The sequence below is a fragment of the Microbacterium sp. genome, from assembly GCF_036566905.1.
GTDB lineage: Bacteria > Actinomycetota > Actinomycetes > Actinomycetales > Microbacteriaceae > Microbacterium.
The window spans coordinates 1-17,112 of sequence record NZ_DATCVK010000030.1; the positions used below are offsets into that span (position 1 = coordinate 1).

Below are 17,112 nucleotides of genomic sequence, written 5' to 3' on the forward strand. Positions count from 1 at the left end.
CGAGAGCGGCGGCATCCGTGGCCAGCGCGGCGTCGCCGACGATCACCGCGACCGGCGTGCCGACCGTGGCGGCGGCGCCCAGCAGCTCGGCCGCCGACTTCGCGAGCCCGCCCGACGGGGTCGTGTCGAGGAAGACCAGGATGGAGTCATCTGCAAACGTCATCACGCACGCACCCTCACGCAAGCCGGTTCTGGATCAGGAACTCCGCGAGCTTCTGGCCCGCGTCGCCCTCGTCGACGATCTTCACGCCGGCCTCGCGCGGCGGCTTCTCGCTCAGCGAGATGACGATCGACCGCGACGCGGTCGGGTCGTGGGGCTCGATCTCGAGCTCGGCGAGCGACAGCGTCTCGAACGGCTTCTTCTTCGCCGCCATGATGCCCTTGAAGTTGGGGAATCGTGCGTCAGGAAGCGCCTCGGTGATCGAGATCACCGCGGGAAACGGTGCCGTCACTTGCAGCGTCGCACCGTCCGACGCACGTGCGCCCGAGACGGCGTCGCCGGCGATCTCGACCGTGCTGAGGTAGGTCGCGCTCGGCACATCGAGGATCTCGGCCACCATCGCGGGGATGACGCCGCCCGTGCCGTCGGTGGACTGGTTGCCGGCGATGACGAGGTCGAAGCCAGTGCGCTGGAGGGCTGCCGCGAGCACTTCGGCGGTCAGGCCGAGGTCGGCGCCCAGGAGCGCCTCGTCGACGACCTGCACAGCCGACGACGCGCCCATCGCGAGGCCCTTGCGCACCGTCGCGGAGGCGGACTCCGGCGTCATCGACAGCACGACGACCTCGGTGCCAGGCGTCTTGTCGGCATACGACAGTGCGACCTCGAGGGCACGCTCGCCGATCTCGTCGAGCACCGTCTCGCTCGCGGCGCGATCGGCCAGGCCGGTCTCCAGCGACAGCTTGCGATCCCCGTACGTATCCGGGACTTCCTTGACCAGGACGACGATCTTCATGACGATCTCCTCACGCTGGGCACGAGTCTATGGCGCGGCGCGCAATGTACCCAATCCCGCGGAATGCACCGACCGGACCGACCCCTGACCCGCCGTGTGTATACATAAACGCCCCTTCGCGGCCCCCGGATCGGTCGCTGCAACCGAGGACCGGTACGGTGGAAAGAGGAGGTCGTCATGGCAGCACCCAAGCGTCTTCCGGTCGACCCGATCGCCGAAGCCAAGCGCCAGTGGATCGCCCATGGCTGGGAACCCGCAGCCGCGGGCATGACCGCCGTGACGTCGATCATCCGGGCGCAGCAGCTCATGTTCGCGCGCATCGACACGGCGCTGCGACCCTTCGGACTCTCGTTCGCCCGGTACGAGCTGCTGCGCCTGCTCGGCTTCACGCGGGAGGGACGGATGCCGATGGCCAGCGCCATCGCCCGCCTGCAGGTGCACCCGACCAGCGTCACCAACACCGTCGACCGGCTGGCCCGCGACGGCCTCGTCTCGCGCGAGCCGCACCCCGGCGACGGGCGCGCGGCGATGCTCGTGCTCACCGACACCGGTCGCGAACTGGTCGAACGGGCGACCGCGGCCCTCAACAGCGAGGTGTTCGAGGATCCCGGCCTCACCGACGCCGACACCACAGAGCTGGTGCGGATCATCGCCCGATTCCGCAAGGACGCCGGCGACTTCACCGATCCGAAGCCCCAGCCCGAGCCCCTCTGACCGCCCCACGTCAGCGACCGGTACTGCTCAGCGACCTTCGAACTGCGGAGCACGCTTCTCGCGGAAGGCAGCCATGCCCTCCTTCTGATCTGCGGTGTCGAAGAGGCTGGCGAACACGTGCTTCTCGAGGCGAAGGCCCTCGGCCAGCGACGTCTCGAGGGCGGCATCCAGCACGGCCTTCGCGGCATACAGCGACGGCAGGCTCTTCGACGCGACGGTCTCGGCGGTCTTCTGCGCCTCGGCGAGCAGGTCGGCGGTCGGCACGACCCGCGAGACCAGTCCGGAGCGTTCGGCCTCGGCGGCATCCATCATCCGCCCGGTGAGGATCAGCTCGGCCGCCTTGTAGTAGCCGACCGCGCGGATGAGCCGCTGCGAGCCGCCCATGCCGGGGATGACGCCGAGGTTGATCTCGGGCTGCCCGAACTTCGCCGAGTCGGCCGCGAGAATGATGTCGCACATCATCGCCAGCTCGCACCCGCCGCCCAGCGCGTAGCCCGAGACAGCGGCGATGACCGGGGTCCGCACGGCGGCGAACTGCGCCCAGCCGCCGAAGTGGTCGCCCATCAGCATCTCGAGCCCCGATTTGGACTCCATCTCCTTGATGTCGGCGCCGGCCGCAAAAGCGCGCTCCGAGCCGGTGAGCACGATGGCGCCGATGCCCTCGTCGGCATCGAAGGCGGATGCCGCGGCTACGACGTCCCAGCACACCTGCGTGTTCAGCGCGTTGAGCGCCTCCGGCCGGTTGAGCGTGATCCAGCCGACGCGGCCGCGGGTCTCGACGAGGATCGTCTCGTACTCGGTCATCGGTTCCCGCTTTCGTCTCAGGGTCGTGAACATTCCACCAGAACAGGTGATCCGGCTGGGAGAGGCCGATCCCGCCCTCATCGACCTGTTCTCGCCAGAACAGGAGATCTGGGCAGCGGCGGTCAGGCGCTCTCGGCGCGGATGGTGTTGATGATGCCGGAGAAGTCCTGGCCCGCGCCGTCGCCGGCGGCGTACTGCGCATAGATCTCGCGGGCGAGCATGCCCATCCGCGCCTCGACGCCCGTCGCCGAGATCGCGTGCTCGGCGAGCCCGAGGTCCTTGTTCATGAGCGCGCCGGCGAAGCCCGGCTGGTAGGCGCGGTTCGCCGGGCTGGTGGGCACGGGTCCCGGCACCGGGCAGTTCGTCGTCAGCGCCCAGCACTGGCCCGACGCGTTCGACGCGACGTCGAACAGCGCCTGGTGCGACAGTCCGAGCCGCTCCCCCAGCACGAACGCCTCGGCGACCGCGATCTGCGACACGGCGAGGATCATGTTGTTGCAGACCTTCGCGGCCTGCCCCAGCCCCGCTCCGCCGCAGTGCACGACGCGTCGGCCCATCGCCTCGAGCAGCGGGCGCGCGGCCTTGAAGTCCTCGTCCGTCCCGCCGACCATGAAGGCGAGCGTGGCGTTCTCGGCGCCGACCACTCCGCCCGACACGGGGGCATCCAGCGACCGGTGACCGGCCGCCTCGGCGAGCGCGTGCGCGGCGCGCGCCTCGTCGACGGCGATCGTCGAGCAGTCGATGAACAGTGCGCCGGATGCCGCGACACCGAGCAGGCCCGCAGCGCTGTCCGAACCGCGATAGGCGTCGAGCACCTGCGCACCGGTCTGGAACATGGTGATGACGACGTCGGCGCCGGTGGCGGCATCCGTTCCCGACTCCGCGGCGGTGAGCCCCCCGTCACGGGCGGCGGCGACGGCGGCAGGCATGACGTCGAAGCCCGTCACCTCGTGACCGGCGGCCGCCAGATTCTTCGCCATGGGCAGGCCCATATGGCCGAGCCCCAGGAATGCGATCTTCATTTCCGACCTCCTCGTCGGTGCTGCGCGAATGCTCGGCGACCGTCAGTCGGCAAGCAGCTGGCGTCCGATGATCACGCGCATGATCTCGTTGGTCCCCTCCAGGATCTGGTGGACGCGCAGATCGCGCACCACCTTCTCGATCCCGTACTCGTGAAGGTAGCCGTAGCCGCCGTGCAGCTGCAGTGCCTGGTTCGCGACGGTGAAGCCGGCATCCGTCGCGAAGCGCTTGGCCATCGCGCACTGCAGCGACGCGTCGGGCGACTTCGCGTCGAGCGCCGCCGCGGCACCGCGCACGAGGGCCCGCGCGGCGTGCAGCTCGGTGGCCATGTCGGCGAGCGCGAACACGACCGCCTGCTTCTCGGCGAGCGGCTCGCCGAACGTGAAGCGCTCGTGCACGTAGCGCAGCGCGCGGTCCAGTGCCCACTGCGCGCCGCCCAGCGAGCAGGCGGCGATGTTGATGCGGCCGCCGTCGAGCGCCGACATCGCGATCTTGAACCCCTGGCCCTCGCCGCCGAGGATGTCCGCCGCGGAGACGCGCACCTCGTCGAGGATCACCTGGCGGGTCGGCTGCGCGTTCCAGCCCATCTTGTGCTCGATCGCGCCGAACGAGAGTCCCGGGGCGTCGGCGGGGACGAGGAACGCCGTGATGCCGCGTGCACCCGGTTCGCCCGTGCGCGCCATGACGATGTAGACCGATGCCTCGCCGCCGCCCGAGATGAACTGCTTCACACCGGTCAGCACGTAGTCGTCGCCCGACCGGATCGCGCTGGTGGTGATGGCCGCGGCATCCGATCCGGCCCCCGGCTCGGTGAGGCAGTAGCTGCCGAACCCCGCCATCGAGGTGAGGAGCGGCAGCCACTGGGTGCGCTGCGCGTCACTGCCGTACGTGTCGATCATCCACACGACCATGTTGTGGATCGAGATGTACGCGGCGATCGCGGGGTCGCCCTTCGCCAGCTCTTCGAAGATGGCGGCCGCGTCGGAGCGCGACAGCGCCGATCCGCCGAGGTCGTCGCGGGCGTAGATGCCGCCGAGCCCGAGCTCGCCGGCGCTGCGCAGCGTGTCGCGGGGGAAGAACGACTTCGCGTCCCACTCCAGCGCGTGCGGCGCGAGCTCGTTCTGCGCGAAATCGCGGACGGCGTCGAGGATCGCGTCGCGCTCCTCGGTGGTCAGGCTCGAGGTGAGAGGGGTGATCGTGGACACCGTTGCTCCTTCAGAGATGCAGCACGCCCTCGTGGGGCATCCTGATCAACGCGATCGTGCCGGCATTGGCACATCGGTCATTTTACATGGACTTCCAACTATCTGTTAGGGAAACCATGGAACGACTGGCGATCGCGCTCCCCGCCTCGTCGAAAGGGCGGCTCCCGCAGGAGCCGCCCTTTCGTGATCGCGGATCCCGCTGCTCAGGCCCCGGCGGCCGGCTCCGCCTCGGGCCAGACCATGAACGGCCGCAGCTCGAGCTGTCCATTGCGGGCCATCGGATGCCGCGACGCGATCTCGATCGCCTCTTCGAGGTCGTCGACCTCGAGGATGTCGAAGCCGCAGATGACCTCGGCCGTCTCGACGAACGGGCCGCGAGCGGTGAGCACCTTGCCGCCTCGGACCTTCACGACGGTGGACTCGGCTTGGGGGGCGAGCACTTCTCCGATCACGCGCTTGCCGCTGGCGTCGAGGGGATCGACCCACAGGTCGACGTCGGAGTCGTCCACTTCGGTGTCGGGCTCGAGCGAGGTGACGACGAACATCATGTACTTCATGGTGTGATCCTTCCGTTGCGGGCGGGCGCACGCCAGCCTCACTCGGGTCGTCGCACGGGGTCGGACGATGTCGACACTTCTGTCGAGAATCTTTTTTCGGCCCGGCGCCGACGTCCAACGGGTCGGACGCTCGCGCGACGAGCATCATCCTGTGGACGGACGATGATGAGACTCCGGAGGGACGCGCTGCGACACGCGGCTCCGTAGCGTCGAAGCATGGCCAGCACCACATCGACCGTCCCGATCGCCCGCCGCCGCGAGTTGCCCGCGGCGGCCGCGCTGCTGCTCACGATCGGCGGCAACATCCTCGTCATCGGGATCGCCGCCCTCGCCGTGGCCGGCGTCGCCGTCGCCGCCGTCGCCGTCTTCGGCCCCGGCATCCTCGACGCCCTCTGATCCCCTGTCGCGCAGGCGCACCGCCGGGCTAGCCTGCGTCTGTGAACGAGCGCGCCGTCCCGATCCTCCTCAGCCGTGATCTGCGTGAGACACTCGCGTTCTTCGAGAGGCTGGGGTTCGAGAACCGCGGGGCCCCGCCTGAGGAGTGGGGCTACCTCATCATCGGCCGCGGCACCGCTGAGCTGCACTTCACCGAAGACCTCTCCGTCGATCCGCTGCGCACATCGTCGATGTGCTACCTCTACGTGGACGACGCCGAGCGCGTGTACGAGGACTGGGCGGACGCGGTCGATCCCGACCCCGCGACCGGCAGCCGCATCGTTGCCCCGGTCACCACGGACTACGGGATGCGCGAGTTCGCCGTCGTCGACCGGAGCGGAAATCTGGTCCGCGTCGGGAGCCCGCTCTGACGCTAGGCTCACGCCATGACGGACGTCGCGACGAAGCCCCGGCCCGGAACGAGCCTGCGAGGCTTCTCGGCACCCATCCTGCTGGTCGGCGCTCTCGTCGTGGTGCCGGTGGCCTTCGGCCTCCTCTTCAACAGCTGGACCGCACCCGACGACGAGGCCTACGTGCGGATGGCCTTCGCGACCGTCGCGGGCGCCACCCTCGCGATCGCGACCGTCGTAGGTCTGCTCGTCGACCGCATCATCCGCCGCGCGACCGCCTCGACGATCGCCATCTTCGCCGTGATCGCCCTCGTCGTCGTGCCCTACGAGCTCAACGCGATCTCGGGCGCCGCCGAGCTTCTGGTCACCCGACTGAACATGTGACGAGGTCCCGGCGCTCGCCCGTCGCAAGACGTGCGAGCGCCGGGAGCATCAGCGAGGCTGAGCTTCGACGAGCACCACCGCGGTGCGCGCCGGCACCGTGATCGTGCCGGTCGCCGCATCCCACGTCGTCGTCCTCACGACGGGGTCGGAGCCCTGGGCGAGTGCCGGCGTCAGCGAGAACTTCCGGTCGGCGAGCTCGGCGACCGTCTGCGTGGTGGGCTCGGTCCCGGCGTTGAACACCACGAGCGCGCCCTTCAGCTTCGGGTCGACGTCCTTGCCGACGAGGTCGTCGATGAGCATCACGATGAGGCCGGGAGCGGCATCCGTCCCACTGTCGGGGAACGAGACCTTCTGCTCGATCAGCGCGGCAGACCCGAGCCGCAGCAGGCCGACCTCATCGCGCACCCGCAGCAGATCGAGAGCGGATGCCTCGGCCGTGGCGATGTCGGATGCGCCGGGCTTGTTCGCGGGATCGGCCAGGAGCGGCGCCAGGTCGTCCCAGTGGTCGCCGTTGTCGGCCTCGCGCGGGAGGCCCGACCCGAAGGTGGACTCCTGCCCGGTCCAGTCGATGCGGTTGAACCAGTCGCCCGAGTTGTAGCTGTTGCGGTCGAGCGACTTCGAGCGCAGCAGTTCCGTGCCGGCGTGCCAGAACGACGGCGTCTGGGCGTAGGCGGTGGTCGCGAGCGACAGCGTGTTCATGCGCACGCGGTCGGCCATCGGGGTGTCGGCCGGCAGCTTCAGCACCGAGAGGTCGTACAGCGTCTCGTTGTCGTGCGCGTCGACGTACGTGATGACCTCGTCGGGCTGGTCCGCGTATCCGGCGGGCGAGCCGTTGTAGTCCAGCTCGTCGCCGGCCTTGAGCGTGCCGTCCGCCGACGTGAACGCGAAGTCGCGCAGGTTGCCCGCGAGCCCGAGCTTCACGAGGTCGGTCTTGTGGGCGAGGTCGGCGAACGGATCGCCGGGCGCCGACTGGTCGCTGCCGTTGGGGTCGGTCGCGAGGCCCGTGCCGAAGCCCTGGTAGAACTTCGAGCCACCGTCGACCGGGCTGCCGCCGTGCACGGCGTCGCGCAGCCTGTCGCTGAACGTGCCGATGCCGGTGCCGCCGAGCTGACCCTGCGTGGCCTGCTCGAAGAGGGCGTTGTTCGCGACCTCGCCGAAGTTCCAGCCCTCGCCGTACAGGTAGATCGCCTTGCCGTCGACGCCGTCCCGCTTGAGCGTGAGCTCGTCGAGCGCGTCGCGGATCGCCAGCATGTTCTCCTTCGAATGGTGGCCCATGAGGTCGAAGCGGAACCCGTCCACCTTGTACTCGCGGGCCCACAGCACGACGGAGTCCACCATGAGCTGCTGGGCGACCTCGTGCTCGGTGGCGACGTTCTGGCAGCAGGTCGACGTCTCGACGCCGCCGGCGGCGTTCAGGCGCTGGTAGTACCCCGGCACGACCTGGTCGAGCACCGAGGTGTCGGCCTGCCCCGACGCCGACGTGTGGTTGAACACCTGGTCGAGCACGACCTGCAGCCCCATGCCGTGGAGCGCGCCCACCATCGAGCGGAACTCGGCGACGCGTGCGCCGCCCTCCGGGTCGACGGCGTACGAGCCCTCGGGCACCGAGTAGTGGTACGGGTCGTAGCCCCAGTTGAAGCCGTCGGCGTCGACGACCTTCTCGACGCAGGCCTGCTGCTCGGTACTGTCGGCCGGCATCGACACCAGGTCGCAGTCGGGCACCGCCTGCTGCGAGCGGTCCTCCTCGATCGTCGCGATATCGAACGTGGGCAGCAGGTGCACCGTGTTGATGCCGGCGTCGGCCAGCTGGCGCAGCTGCGCCGTGCCCGCGCTGTCACGCGTGAACGCCCGGTAGGTGCCGCGTTCTGCCTCGGGCACCGACTCGTCGGTGATCGAGAAGTCGCGGACGTGCAGCTCGTAGATGGCGCGGTCGACGGGCCGGTCCACGACGGGCGCCTTCGTCTTCTCCCACGCCTTGGGGCGCCACTGCTTGTCGTCGAGGTCGATCGCGACCGACCGCTCCGAGTTGGTCGTGAGCGCCAGCGAGTACGGGTCGGTGACCTGGTTCGTCTCGATCGCCCCCGTGGTCGGCGCGTAGACCACGACCTCCCACAGGTACTCGTCGCCCTTCCGCGCCTTGGCGCCCGCGACGGCCCAGATTCCGGATGCCGCATCCCACGTCGCCTCGTGACGCACGGACTCTCCGTCGGTGCCGGCATCCCACGTCAGCAGCGTCGCGCTCTGCGCGGTCGGCGCCCACAGGCGGAACGTCGGCTTGTCCTTCGCGAACGTCACACCGAGATCGGCGTCGGCGACGGCATCCGCGTAGAGGTCGTCGAGCACACCCGGGATCTGCACCCCGGTGAACGCGCGCACGGTGCCGTCGACGTCGCGCTGCGACACCAGGAGCTGACCGCGCAGGAGGGCCGCGGCATCCGTCCCGTCCGCCACCTTCAGCGCGACGTAGCTCGCGAGAGCCGGGAACCGCTCCTTCTGCGCGTCGGTGAGATCGCCCTCGATCCGGGTGAGCTCGGCGGTCTCGCCCCCGACGACCTCGCCGTCCTCCAGAGCGAGCGATGCCGCCGCCGACGCGTGCAGCTGCCACGACGCCTCGGCGGGATCGGCGCCGAGGTCGGCGGGCCACGCGAGCGTCTCCTCATCGATCCAGTGCGCGCGCTCCTCCCCGAGGCCGGGGAGGCCGTCGCCAATCTGCAGCACGTGGGTCGCGAGCGTGTACCGGAACAGCACGGGCACGCCGGCCTCGGCGGTGAACGAGTAGTTGGAGCCGCCCGCGACGCCGCCGACGCCGTAGTTCTCGGTCCAGCTCATGCCGTGCGCCACCTTGCCCTCGTACGCACCGGCGGGCAGGTCGAGGGTCAGCTCGTAGACGCCGTCCTTGTCCCCGTCGGCCATGAGGCTCGCGAGGCAGTCCGGTGCCCAGTCGCCGGCGCAGCCGCTCTCGCTCTGGTGCGAGCCCGGAACCGTCACGATGGGGCCCTCGGCGGTCGATTGCACGATGTTCGTGCGCGGGTCGAAGTAGAACGAGATCGGGCCGCCCGGGTGCGTGATGGCGATGTTGGAGCCACCGGGCACACCGTTCGCGCCGTAGTTGATCGTCCACGACCCGTCGATGGCGGCCTTGTACTCGTAATCCCCGGGCGCCAGGTCGAACGTGCCGGCCCAGATGCCGTCGGCGCGCAGGGTGAGCCTCGCGGCCTCGCAGCCGGGCGCCCAGTCTCCGGCGCAGCCCATCTCGGAGTTGAGGCTGCCGGGCACGGTCACCATTGAGATCGGCGACTCGGGTTCTTCCGGAACGTCGAGCGTCACGGCGTTGCCGACCGAGGCGTAGGTCGACGAGGCGGCGTGCGCACCGGCGGCATCCGTCGTCACCGCCCGGTACTCCACGAGCGTGCCGTCGGCGAGGCCATCCACCGTGTGGAAGACGCGCGGGTCGGTGTCTTCTGCCGTGCCGAGCGCGTGCCATTCTTCCGAGCCGACCACGCGCCACGCGAAGCTGGTCTCGGTCCACGTCGCATCGTCGACGTCGGCGGCGATCGGCGCCGAGCCGGTGACCGCTGCGCCGGCGCCGGGCGCCGACACGGTGACGGCGAGCGGCGCCTCGGGCGCGGTCACCGGCCGGTCGGCGCGGTAGACGACGGCCGACAGAGCCGGGACGGTGACGGATGCCGCGGCTGCGGTGTCCGTCGAGATCCCTGTCGTCGTGCCGTAGACCGGCTCGAAGGACGCGCCATGGGTCAGCGTCGTGATGCTCACCGTCTTGTCGGAGGCGGTGTTGTTGAGGGCGACCAGGTACTCCACCTTCTCGTCGCGGTCGACGCGCGAGAAGGCGTAGACGCCCGCGCCGCTGTCGGCGTAGCGCTCGATCTGCCCGCCGGTGACGAGCGCCGGGTGCGCCTCACGGAGGGCGGCGAGCGCGGCGATCCGCTCGTAGATCGGCGCGGAGGTGTCGTAGCGGTCGACCGAGCCGGCGGTCGCGCCGGTGATGAGGTTCTGGTTCTGGTACGCGGCGACCTGTGTCGCGAACAGCGTCTGGCGGGCGTCCTTGTCGCCGCCCGCGCCCGCGAAGCCCTGTTCGTCGCCGTAGTAGACGACGGGCTGGCCGCGGCCGAGGAACATCAGGTCATGGGCGAGCAGGTCGCGCTCGAGCGCGTTCGGCGTCGACTGCAGCATGTAGCCGACGCGGCCCATGTCGTGGTTGCCGAGGAAGGTCGGCAGCGCCGTCGCCGACGAGTCGGGCGTCGTGTACCAGTCGTCGCCGGCGTAGAGGCTCTGCAGCCCCTTGGCACTGTTGCCCGACGCGTAGCTCACGGCCGAGGACTGGAATGTGAAGTCGAGCACGCTCGACATGTCGGTGTCGCGCACGTACGGCGAGAGTTTCACCGGGTCGGCGTCGTAGACCTCGCCGAACATGAAGAAGTCGTCCTTGCCCTTGACGTCGCGCGCGTAGTCGAGCACCTCGGTGGTCCACCGCTCCCAGAACTCGAAGTTCACATGCTTGGCGGTGTCGATGCGGAAGCCGTCGATGCCGAGGTCGATCCAGTCCTGGTAGACGTCGACGAAGCCGTTCACGACCGCGGGGTTCTCGGTCATGAGGTCGTCCAGGCCGTCGAAGTCGCCATACGTCACCGACTCGCCCGTCCATGTCGAGTTACCGCGGTTGTGGTACAGCGTGGGGTCGTTGAGCCAGGCCGGGGTCTTCGCGTCCGCGTCGTCGGACGCGATCACCGGCGGGTGCGGGAACGAGGTCGCCGGGTCGAGCGCCGGGAACGAGTCGGTGCCGGCATAGGTGGCCGGGTCGAACGCGGCGCCGGCGGCGTCTCGGTACGGCGCCGTCGCCTGGTCGACATAGCCGTACTGGCCGTCGGCGTACGAGATGACGTCGGCGGTGTGGTTCGCGATGATGTCGAAGTACACCTTGATGCCCTTGGCGTGCGCCTCGGCGATGAGCGCCTCGAGCTCGGCGTTGGTGCCGAGGTGCGGGTCGATCTGGGTGAAGTCCGTGATCCAGTACCCGTGATACCCCGCGCTCGCGTTCGCGCCCTCGCCCTGCACGGGCTTGTTCTTGAAGCTCGGCGTCAGCCAGATCGCTGTCGTGCCGAGGCCGTCGATGTAGTCGAGCTTCTCGCGGAGGCCCGCAATGTCGCCGCCGTTGTAGAAACCCTTGTCGGTCGGGTCGAACCCGGTCGTCAGGCGGTCGCCCGTCAATCCGCCCTCGTCGTTCGACGCGTCGGCGTTGGCGAAGCGGTCGGTCATCACGAAGTAGAACTGCTCCTGGCTGCCGGGCTGCCGCACCGGGGCCGCGACGAGTGCGTCGTCGTCGGCGGTGTAGCCCGCCCGCAGGGTTTTCACCTCGACGCCGACGCGGTGCGAGCTGTCGTCGAACACGAAGCGCAGCGTCGACGGACCGGCGACCGTCAGCGGGATGTTGTCGTTGCCCCCGTTCAGCCCGTACGACTCGTCCCACGCGTCGTTCACCGCGACCTTGTAGTCGTACGAGCCGGCCGGGACCTCGAACTCGGCGGCGGAGATGTTCGCAGTTCCGGTCGGGGCGAGCTCGGTCGCGGCGCAGGCGGGCTGCCAGTCGTCGGAGCAGCCGAGCTCGGACTGGAGACTGCCGACGAGCGCGAACGTGCGCTCGGCTGCGGCGGCCGGTGCGATCGCGACCACACCCCCAGTCAGGACGAGTGCCGCAGCGGTGAGGCTTGCGGTCACGATGCGGGCACGGGCTGAGGTCGACTTCGACACAGGAGCTCCTGAATGTGGGGCACGGCGACGTGCCCGTTATGGTGCGATGTGCGGCCGACATTAGCAGCGGGCCAGCGAGAACTGCAAGCGCTTACATGATGAGGACGCGCTCATCTGGCGGATGCTGAGCGCTGCAGCATCCGCTCTCTCGTCAGCGGCGCAATCGCTTGCAGTGTCGTGCCTCAGCGAGCCGGCGAAGTGCGGAATACTTCCGGGATGCCTGTCTTCGACCACCTCGGCGTCAGCGTCGACGACCTTCCGTCCTCGATCGCGCAATTCGATCCGATCTTCACGGCGTTGGGATTCACCCGGTACGACGCCGACAACGGCGTGTCGTGGCACACCGAGGGTGAGATGGAGTTCATCCTCCTTCCCGCCCGCGCACCCGGCACCGGCCCGCACCGGCATGGACGGGTGGGGTGGCAGCATCTCGCGTTCGCCGTCGACTCCCGCGCCGAGGTGGATCGCCTCCACGCGGTCGCCGTAGGCGCCGGCTGGTCCGTGGTGCGGGAGCCGAAGCTCTACCCGCGCTTCAACGATCGGTACTACGCGTCCTTCGTGGAGGACGACAACGGCATCCGCATCGAGTTCATGCACAATCCGCCACGGGAGCCGGCTGAGGCGAGCTGATCCGGCCGACGTCCACCCGGACTGCGTCTCCGGCGTCCCGGGGGTCCGCGGCGACCGCGGCGACCGCAGCGACCGCGGCGACCCCGGCGTACTCGCCGGGCTGCCGCAATGGGAGGACAATGCCTGCATCGACGCAGAGCGGAGTCCTGCATGGGTAACACGGTGCTGTACATGTCCATGTCGCTCGACGGGTTCATCGCAGGACCCAACGAGACCGACGAGAACGGTCTCGGCGATGGCGGCGGCAGGCTCCATGAATGGGTGTTTCCTCCCGAGGGAGGAGCGAACGCGCAGATCGTCGACGAGTTCATGTCCACCGGCGCCGTGGTCGCCGGCCGGGGCACGTTCGAGCCGGCCGAGGGCTGGCACGGCGACCACCATGACGGCGTGCCGATCTGGGTCCTCAGCCGCCGGCCGATGCCGGCCTGGGCGCGCGACATGTCCGCCGTGCACTACACGAACGACATCGCCGCCGCGTTCCGCGACGCACGACAGGCTGCGGGCGACAAGGACGTCCTGGTGCACGGCGCCGCCACGGCCCAGCGCGCCATCGCGGCCGCCCTCCTCGACGAGATCGAGATCCACCTCATCCCGGTGCTGCTTGCAGAAGGTCGCCGGCTCTTCGAGCACCTCGGCTCGCCGCGCCGGGAGCTCGAGCGGATCAGGGTGCTCCCCGGCGAAGGCGGCGTGACCCACCTCCGCTACCGCATCCGGTACTGACGGGCGGGTGACGACGCGCCCGGCCCCGAAGTTCGGTGTCACCCTTCGCGGGTGATGAGCGCCCGGGCGATCCGGAGGATGGTGGCCTCAGCGCGAACCGCTGAACGCGGGCGCCCGCGCGGTACGCCGCCCGAACGAAAGGCACATCATCATGACCGGCAGCTTCTGGGATTTTCTGCTGTGGATCTTCTGGTTCTACATCCTCTTCGCGTGCATCTGGATCTTCATCACGATCATCGTGGACCTGTTCCGCGACCACACCCTGAACGGCTGGGGCAAAGCCCTGTGGGTGATCTTCCTCGTCGTCGTCCCGTTCCTCGCCGCCCTGATCTACCTCATCGCCCGCGGCCGCGGCATGAGCCAGCGAGAGCTCGAGCGCCGCGGACAGGCGCAGAGCGAGGCGAACGCCTACATCCGCAGCGTCGCAGGCGGCTCGTCGGCGGCGACCGAGATCGAATCCGCCAAGAAGCTCCTCGACTCGGGCGCCATCACGCCGGATGAGTACAACGCTCTGAAGGCGAAGGCCCTCGCCGCCTGAGCTTCGCCGAGTGGGTCCCGCCGGCGCTTCCGCCGCAGGTCGTCGCCGACGGGGCCCGCCTCGAACGTCTGTGCTCGACGGGCGAACCCCCGAGGCGCCGCCACGATCACCTCATCCGGTGCGCCGTGCCTGTCAGGTCCCTAGGCTGGCGGTATGACGGTGGATGCTGCGGATCGGCGAGTCTGCCCGACCTGCGGTGACCCGCTGAAGTTCGAGATCCTCGACGACGAGCGATTCCTCGTCGCCTGGTCGTGCGTGAACTGCGGGCTGATCCGCACCACGGAGCCGGTGTAGCCGCCTGGCCGTGCCTAGGTGGTGTGGCCTCGCGTGCGGGCGCGTCCGAGCCGAGGTCAGGCCTGGGCAGGCGAGACCGTCTTGCGCATCACGGTCTTGCTCTTGCCGATATGGCGCTCGAACGTGAATCCCGCCTTCTCGAACATCGCCCTCGTGCCGTTGTGGAGGAACGAGGACGACGTCTTCTTGCCGGGGACGAGCTCGTTGGGGAATGAGACCACCTCACCTCCTCCGGCCTGCGCGATCAGCTCGAGCGCGCCGTCCAGAGCCTCCCGTGCCACTCCCGAACGCCGATGGTCGCGGTCGACGAAGAAGCATGTGATGCGCCACGGCGCCGGGTTGGTCTCGCCCGCGTCGTACTGCTTGCGGTGGTAGATGCCCGGCAGTTCGGCCGGACTGCCGTACTCGCACCACGCGATCGCGTCGTCGCCGTCGAACACGAGCGCCGCGTGCGCGACGCCCTCGTCCACGAGTCGCTGCTTGAACGTCGGACGGTCGTATTCGCTCTTGACGGTGTGCTCGGTGTCGTCGTGGAAATACGAGCAGTAGCACCCGCCCCACACCCCATTGTGCTTCTGGGCGAGCGCCAGCCAGGCCGGGAATGTCTCGGGCGTGAGCGGCTTGATCACGTGCGAGGTCGTCATGACCACCTCACCGGCCCCACCTCTCGGTCCCCCGCGGCGAGGACCACGCCGCAGTATCGGGTGAGGCGGGTGAACGACCACGGAGGATCACCCGCAGGGCGCGTGCCATGCCGTCATCCTGCCAGCATCACCGATGCATGTCACGGCTCATCGCTCGCCCGAGGACCGATCGCGGCCGAGGAAGCCTCTCCGTCGGGCGGTCCGCTTCAGCCCTGGCCCCCGTCGCCTATACTCCACTGAAGTATCCCCCCACGTACGATGCCGTATTCCCCCGATACGACGTCGTATCCCATGCGGGCACCCACCCGCCGTCCATCGGAGTGCATGTGGTTCGAGTGCAGCCGAACACGCCCGACAGTGGCAGTGCGCCCACTCGCGCGGCCGCGCGTGCTGCGCAGCAGCGGAGGCGCTCGCTGATCCTCGTGGGCGTCATCCTGGTTCTCGCCGTCGCCGTCGCGGTCGTGCTCGGCGCGTTCTTCCTGCGCGGAGCCCCCGGTGAACCCGAGCAGGACACTTCGTCGGCATCGACGAGTGACTGTCTGCCTGCGAGCCTGCGCATCACTGCGGATCCGGCAGTCGCGGGCGCGGTCGAGGCGGCCGTCGCCGACCTGACCCGATCCGGCGCTGACTGCCCGGGCGTGACGATCAGTGTGGAGGACAGCTCGGCCACGGCGGCAGCTCTGGCCGCGGGGTCTGTGCCGGAGTTCGACGTCTGGGTGCCTGACTCCGCGATGTGGCCCGCCCGGGCGACCGGTCAGGCGGAGCTCACCGGCGTGGACGCCGCGGAACTGGTCGTCGGCGATCCTGTGGCCAGCACGCCGGTCGTCTTCGCCGCGACGGAGGCGACGGCGGCTGCTCTCCAGGCCACGGGCGCTGGGTTCTCGAGTCTGGCTTCACCTTCGGTCGCCGCCGTGCTGCCGGATCCGTCGACGGTCGCGGCGAGCTCCGCCGCGCTGCTCGCTCTGCAGACGGCGGTCGCCGGCGACGCGCGAGTGTTCACGGCGATCGCCCTCGGCCTCGACACCGGCGTCGTTCCCACCGCCGCCGATGCGCTCGCGGCGGCATCCACCGCCACGACGCCGACGATCGCCGTGACCACCGAGCAGGCAGTCCTGGAGTACGGGGAGGATGCCGGGACACCCCTGGTGCCGATATATCCGGCCGATGTGAAGCCTGCGGTGAGCGTCTCCCTCGTGACGCTCGCCGATGCCTCGGACGACACACTCGCGGCCGTGAAGGAGTTCTCCGTGGCCCTGGCGGGCGGAAGCGACCGGCTCGCCGAGTTCGGACTGCGCGACGCCGCGGGGAACGCTCTGGGCTCGACCGCGGAGGGCGCCGAGGACGCCGGCACGGCATCCGAGCCCGTCGACAGCGCCAACCAGGCCGAAGCGCTGCGTACCTGGCAGATGCTCACTGCGCCGTCGCGGATGCTGTCGCTCAACGACGTGTCGGGTTCCATGCTGCAGCCGGTGACCGCCGACATGCGACGCATCGACCTTTTCGAACAGGCTGCCGTCCGCGCCATCAACTCGCTGTCGGCCGACTCGTCGCTGGCCACCTGGGTGTTCTCGAGCCGACGGATCGGCGGGCAGGACTGGCAGGAGATCGTCCCGTTCGGTCCGCTGGGCGATCCCGCGCACAAACAGCGCACGATCGACACGGCGAACGGGCTCGACAGCCTGGTCGGCGGCGGAACGGGACTCTACGACAGCGTGCTCGCCGCGGTGCAGTACATGCGCGAGACCTATGTCCCTGGTCAGGTGAACCTGGTCCTGCTCAACACCGACGGGTACAACGAGGACGACGAAGGCCTCGACCTGCCAGGGCTGCTCGCGCAGCTCGAGACGCTCCGCGATCCGGCGAAGCCGGTCGCCGTGATCGCGATCGGCTACGGGCCGGATACGGATCAGGCCGCCCTCGAGCAGATCGCCGCTGCCACCGACGGTGCGGCCTATCAGGCGCTGCAGCCGACCGACATCGGCACGGTGCTGGTCGACGCGGTCACCCAGCGCGGCTGCCGCCCGAACTGCGGCTGAGCCGAGGCGACACACCGGCACGTTCGATCTGGTCGACCGGCCGGGTGACGGGATGCCGCGAC

At 69.5% G+C, this 17,112-nt stretch carries 16 protein-coding genes; 9 read left to right on the plus strand and 7 right to left on the minus strand.

The annotated features are described in order from the left end of the window. Positions 1-176 precede the first annotated feature (176 nt). Positions 177-953: an electron transfer flavoprotein subunit beta/FixA family protein gene (locus VIP82_RS03055; protein WP_331905815.1), complete on the minus strand. Its 777-nt coding sequence runs from the start codon at positions 951-953 to the stop codon at positions 177-179. Positions 954-1,130: 177 nt separating this feature from the next. Between VIP82_RS03055 and VIP82_RS03060 the strand changes: the two genes are divergently transcribed. Beyond that, a complete protein-coding gene (locus tag VIP82_RS03060) occupies positions 1,131-1,667 on the plus strand; it encodes a MarR family winged helix-turn-helix transcriptional regulator (protein ID WP_308868869.1) in 537 nt (178 codons plus the stop codon). Between the two features lie 27 nt (positions 1,668-1,694). Here VIP82_RS03060 and VIP82_RS03065 read toward each other — a convergent pair whose 3' ends face one another. The 4 genes from VIP82_RS03065 to VIP82_RS03080 form a co-directional block, all read right to left on the minus strand. Beyond that, positions 1,695-2,471, minus strand: coding sequence for an enoyl-CoA hydratase (locus tag VIP82_RS03065; protein ID WP_331905816.1), 777 nt, complete (start codon positions 2,469-2,471; stop codon positions 1,695-1,697). Between the two features lie 122 nt (positions 2,472-2,593). After that, positions 2,594-3,493 (minus strand): 3-hydroxyisobutyrate dehydrogenase, encoded by a 900-nt coding sequence (gene mmsB, locus VIP82_RS03070; RefSeq protein ID WP_331905817.1) that lies wholly within the window; start codon positions 3,491-3,493, stop codon positions 2,594-2,596. A gap of 42 nt (positions 3,494-3,535) precedes the next feature. Beyond that, entirely contained in the window at positions 3,536-4,696 is a 1,161-nt protein-coding gene (locus tag VIP82_RS03075; RefSeq protein WP_414684606.1) for an acyl-CoA dehydrogenase family protein, read from the minus strand. A gap of 203 nt (positions 4,697-4,899) precedes the next feature. After that, positions 4,900-5,253 carry a YciI family protein gene (locus VIP82_RS03080; protein WP_331905818.1) on the minus strand — a complete coding sequence of 118 codons (354 nt, stop codon included), beginning with the start codon at positions 5,251-5,253 and terminating at the stop codon, positions 4,900-4,902. A 216-nt stretch (positions 5,254-5,469) separates the two neighbouring features. Here VIP82_RS03080 and VIP82_RS03085 point away from each other — a divergent pair, with 216 nt between their 5' ends. Genes VIP82_RS03085 through VIP82_RS03095 form a run of 3 tightly spaced genes read left to right on the plus strand, consistent with a single transcriptional unit; the run spans position 5,470 to position 6,422 of the window. Next, complete coding sequence (locus VIP82_RS03085; RefSeq protein WP_331905819.1) at positions 5,470-5,649, plus strand: hypothetical protein; 180 nt, start codon at positions 5,470-5,472, stop codon at positions 5,647-5,649. A 41-nt stretch (positions 5,650-5,690) separates the two neighbouring features. Next, entirely contained in the window at positions 5,691-6,059 is a 369-nt protein-coding gene (locus VIP82_RS03090; RefSeq protein ID WP_331905820.1) for a bleomycin resistance protein, read from the plus strand. 15 nt (positions 6,060-6,074) lie between these two features. Continuing rightward, positions 6,075-6,422: a hypothetical protein gene (locus VIP82_RS03095; RefSeq protein ID WP_331905821.1), complete on the plus strand. Its 348-nt coding sequence runs from the start codon at positions 6,075-6,077 to the stop codon at positions 6,420-6,422. A gap of 48 nt (positions 6,423-6,470) precedes the next feature. On the opposite strand, the gene pulA is transcribed toward VIP82_RS03095, so the two are convergent. After that, positions 6,471-12,188, minus strand: a complete 5,718-nt coding sequence (gene pulA / locus VIP82_RS03100; RefSeq protein ID WP_331905822.1) for a pullulanase-type alpha-1,6-glucosidase — start codon at positions 12,186-12,188, stop codon at positions 6,471-6,473. A gap of 216 nt (positions 12,189-12,404) precedes the next feature. Here pulA and VIP82_RS03105 point away from each other — a divergent pair, with 216 nt between their 5' ends. The 4 genes from VIP82_RS03105 to VIP82_RS03120 all read left to right on the plus strand — a co-directional run bounded on the left by VIP82_RS03105 (position 12,405) and on the right by VIP82_RS03120 (position 14,370). Continuing rightward, positions 12,405-12,818, plus strand: coding sequence for a VOC family protein (locus VIP82_RS03105; protein WP_331905823.1), 414 nt, complete (start codon positions 12,405-12,407; stop codon positions 12,816-12,818). A gap of 150 nt (positions 12,819-12,968) precedes the next feature. Continuing rightward, complete coding sequence (locus VIP82_RS03110) at positions 12,969-13,538, plus strand: dihydrofolate reductase family protein (protein WP_331905824.1); 570 nt, start codon at positions 12,969-12,971, stop codon at positions 13,536-13,538. A 151-nt stretch (positions 13,539-13,689) separates the two neighbouring features. Next, entirely contained in the window at positions 13,690-14,076 is a 387-nt protein-coding gene (locus VIP82_RS03115) for an SHOCT domain-containing protein (protein ID WP_331905825.1), read from the plus strand. A 153-nt stretch (positions 14,077-14,229) separates the two neighbouring features. After that, on the plus strand, positions 14,230-14,370 hold the full coding sequence (locus tag VIP82_RS03120; protein WP_331905826.1) for a hypothetical protein: 141 nt from the start codon (positions 14,230-14,232) through the stop codon (positions 14,368-14,370). Between the two features lie 56 nt (positions 14,371-14,426). Here the strand turns inward: VIP82_RS03120 and VIP82_RS03125 are convergent, their stop codons facing one another. Further along, complete coding sequence (locus VIP82_RS03125) at positions 14,427-15,014, minus strand: GNAT family N-acetyltransferase (protein ID WP_331905827.1); 588 nt, start codon at positions 15,012-15,014, stop codon at positions 14,427-14,429. Positions 15,015-15,340: 326 nt separating this feature from the next. Here VIP82_RS03125 and VIP82_RS03130 point away from each other — a divergent pair, with 326 nt between their 5' ends. Continuing rightward, on the plus strand, positions 15,341-17,050 hold the full coding sequence (locus VIP82_RS03130) for a substrate-binding domain-containing protein (RefSeq protein WP_331905828.1): 1,710 nt from the start codon (positions 15,341-15,343) through the stop codon (positions 17,048-17,050). The last annotated feature ends 62 nt before the right edge of the window (positions 17,051-17,112 follow it).